Raw genomic sequence first — 2,963 nt, 5'->3', positions numbered from 1 at the left:
CTGCGCACGCAGGCGGGATCGAGCGAGAGCCTCGGCGCGGCCATCGCCGCCCTGGCCCGGCACCTCAGCGACGTCAGCGGCATGCCGATCGCCGTGACCGCCGACGAGCGCACGAGCCGGCTGCGGCACGAGGTGGAGGCCGAGCTGCTGCGCATCGCCCAGGAGGCGATGAACAACGCCGTCAGGCATTCGAAGGCCTCCGTGATCGACGTGCACTGCCGGGTGCACGCACCCTCGGCCGAGATCGTGGTCACCGACGACGGTCGCGGGCTCCAGCCCGCGCGCCGCGACTCCCACGGCCTCTCGATCATGCGCGAGCGCGCCGCCCTCATCGGGGGCGTCCTCGAGGTCGGCCCGGGCGAGGGCGGTGGCACGCGCGTCTCGGTGCGTGTGGGAGATTCGTCACGGCTGCCCACCGACCTGCCCTCCGCACCACCCACACCCAAGGACCGCATCGACGCATGAACGCCGCACCCACCACCGTCCTCCTCGTGGACGACCACGAGCTCATCCGGCACGGCCTGGCCACCGCCTTCTCGCTCGACCCCGCGCTCCGCGTGGTCGACCAGGCGGGCACGGTCGCCTCCGCGCTCGAGGCGTGGCGCACCCACCGTCCCTCGGTCATCGTCACCGACCTGCAGCTGCCCGACGGCACCGGCCTCGACGTCGTCCGCGCCGTACGTCGCGAGGAGCCCGACACCGGCCTGGTCGTGCTCACCATGCACTCCGGCGACGAGCAGATCTTCGCCGCCATGGAGGCCGGCGCGTCCGCCTTCGTCGGCAAGGACTCCCCCTCCACCGAGGTGGTGAAGGCGGCCAAGCACTCCCACGTCTCCCCCCGCACCTTTATGTGCGCGGGGCTGTCGGCCGCGATGATCCGGCGCGCCACCGGCGAGTCGACCCGGCTCTCGGACCGCGAGCACGAGGTGCTCCTCCTGCTGGCCGACGGCCTGGGCGCGGGCCAGATCGCCGCGCAGCTCTACATGAGCGAGTCCACGGCGAAGTCCCACATCGCGCGGATCTACCAGAAGCTCGGCGCCACGAACCGCGCCCAGGCACTGGTGACCGCCATGCGGAGCGGACTGCTGTCCAGCATCGCCCCGAACGGCTGACTTCCCCCTGCGCGGGCCAGTCCGCTCCTAGCCCGTTCGGACTACGGAACCTCGACTGATGTGTGGACCGCATCGGGTCGCGAGAGGCGCGAGGATCGTGTCATCAGGTCAGGCGAGTGCCTCACCGATCACCTCACCGCACTCCTCATCGCAAAGGACTTCTCATGATCCAGTACCTCACCATCCTCCTCCAGGCGCAGAAGCAGAAGATGGACGAGCGCGGCGCCTCCGCCGTCGAGTACGGCCTGCTGGTCGCCGGCATCGCCGCCATCATCGTCGTCGCCGTGATGGCCCTCGGCCCGATCGTCAAGGAGGCGTTCGCCGACACCTGTGACGAGATCACGAAGGGCTCCACCACGATCACCACCACCTGCAAGAGCTGATCGCGGCACGAGGCACGACCTGACCGGATGGCCGTGGGCGACTCGCCCACGGCCATCAGTCGTCTCGGACGACATCCCTCATCCCAGGACGGTGGCGACATGCAGCAGGCTCCCCGGCGCGACCAGCGCGACCAGCGCGGCGCGAGCGCGGTCGAGTACGCCCTGCTCGTCGCCGGCATCGCCGCGGTCATCTGTGTCGCGGTGTACGCCTTCGGCAGCATCGCCGCGGTCATCACGCACAGCAACTGCACGCAGATCACCGGCGCGACCGCGAGCACGATCCACACCTCGTGCGGGTGACCCGCCTCAGTCCGGCAGCACCCGCTCCGCCACGGCGATCCGCGTCAGGGTCCCGGGGTGCGAGCCGAACCACCACTGTGACCATGCCGGTGGTGTCGGGTCCGACACCGACCGCAGCGCCAGCCGGCGCTGCATCGCGACGAACGGCTCGCGCTTCTCCGTCGCCCGCAGCGCGTCCACGTCGGCACGGGTCTCGACCTGCCGGCTGACCCCGTTCTGCACCGGGGCCGACAGCAGGGTCCCGAGCGCCAGCAGGGCGAGGACCAGCGGCACCACCGCGGGGTCGGCCATCCCCTCGTGCCGGACGTCGCCCGCCGGACGGCGCCGCGACCAGGCACCGACCGCGAGGGCCAGCACGCCCACGCCCATCGCCGCGCCGGCGGCACCCAGGCCGGTACCGACCAGCACGTCGTCGTGCCGCGCGTGCGCCAGCTCGTGTGCGACCACCGACAGCGCCTGGTCCTGCGGCAGGTCCTCGACGAGGTTGTCGTACAGCACGACGCGCCTGCTCGTGCCGAAGCCGCTGACGTAGGCGTTGAGCGTCGTCGTGCGGCGCGACGCGTCGGCCACGAGCACCTCGTCGACCGGCACGCCCTCCTCGTCGGCTACCTGGAGGATCGCCGTGCGGAGCCCGCCGTCGGGCAGCGGCGTGAAGGAGTTGAACAGCGGCTCCACCAGCAACGGGTAGACGAAGGAGCCCACCACCACCAGGGCCGCCATGACGGCGGCCGCGATCGCCGGCCAGGCCCGGACCCAGCGGCGCGCGAGCCCGACGAGCACCACGAGGGCGGTGCTGGTCACCACGATGCCGAGCGCCTGACCCTTCAGCAGGTCGACGGCGTACTCGCCCCAGGGCTGGCGGGTGAGGTCGTAGTCGCGCTGGTGCCGGCGCAGCAGCACGGCGAAGGGCAGGGTGGCGAGCCGGACGGCGAGCTGGAAGGCCACGACGCCCAGCACGACGCGCACCCACCACGGGCCCGGCAGGCGGTCCACGAGGCGTCGCCCGGGACCCGTGGCCAGCACCGCTGCCACCACGAGGGCCAGCGCCAGCGAGCTCCAGCTCCAGGTGCGCGCCCAGCGGGCGTAGTCCTCCGCGCGGACGATCTCCGCGGGCGAGAACACCGAGGACGCGTCCACGCGGTCCACCGGTCCGCCCGGGACGGGCTGC

5 protein-coding genes are annotated in these 2,963 nt (G+C 72.3%); 4 read left to right on the top strand and 1 reads right to left on the bottom strand.

Annotated features, from left to right (window positions below; translation table 11 throughout):
• From QZX64_RS01745 to QZX64_RS01730, 4 genes are all read left to right on the top strand, one after another.
• The coding region (locus QZX64_RS01745) for a sensor histidine kinase (protein ID WP_295656453.1) at positions 1–465 on the top strand (465 nt) is incomplete at its 5' end.
• The gene (locus tag QZX64_RS01740; protein ID WP_295656450.1) at positions 462–1,112 is read left to right on the top strand and encodes a response regulator transcription factor; all 651 of its coding nucleotides are present in this window, start codon (positions 462–464) and stop codon (positions 1,110–1,112) included. The genes QZX64_RS01745 and QZX64_RS01740, both read left to right, overlap by 4 nt.
• Before the next feature lie 164 nt (positions 1,113–1,276).
• Positions 1,277–1,495, top strand: coding sequence for a Flp family type IVb pilin (locus QZX64_RS01735; RefSeq protein ID WP_295656449.1), 219 nt, complete (start codon positions 1,277–1,279; stop codon positions 1,493–1,495).
• Positions 1,496–1,594: 99 nt separating this feature from the next.
• On the top strand, positions 1,595–1,795 hold the full coding sequence (locus tag QZX64_RS01730; protein ID WP_295656448.1) for a Flp family type IVb pilin: 201 nt from the start codon (positions 1,595–1,597) through the stop codon (positions 1,793–1,795).
• 6 nt (positions 1,796–1,801) lie between these two features.
• Here QZX64_RS01730 and QZX64_RS01725 read toward each other — a convergent pair.
• The coding region (locus tag QZX64_RS01725) for a M48 family metalloprotease (protein WP_295656447.1) at positions 1,802–2,963 on the bottom strand (1,162 nt) is incomplete at its 5' end.

The organism is uncultured Nocardioides sp., from assembly GCF_902805925.1.
GTDB lineage: Bacteria > Actinomycetota > Actinomycetes > Propionibacteriales > Nocardioidaceae > Nocardioides.
The sequence above is the reverse complement of the archived record's forward strand: the minus strand, read 5'-3'. Positions and strand labels throughout refer to the sequence as shown.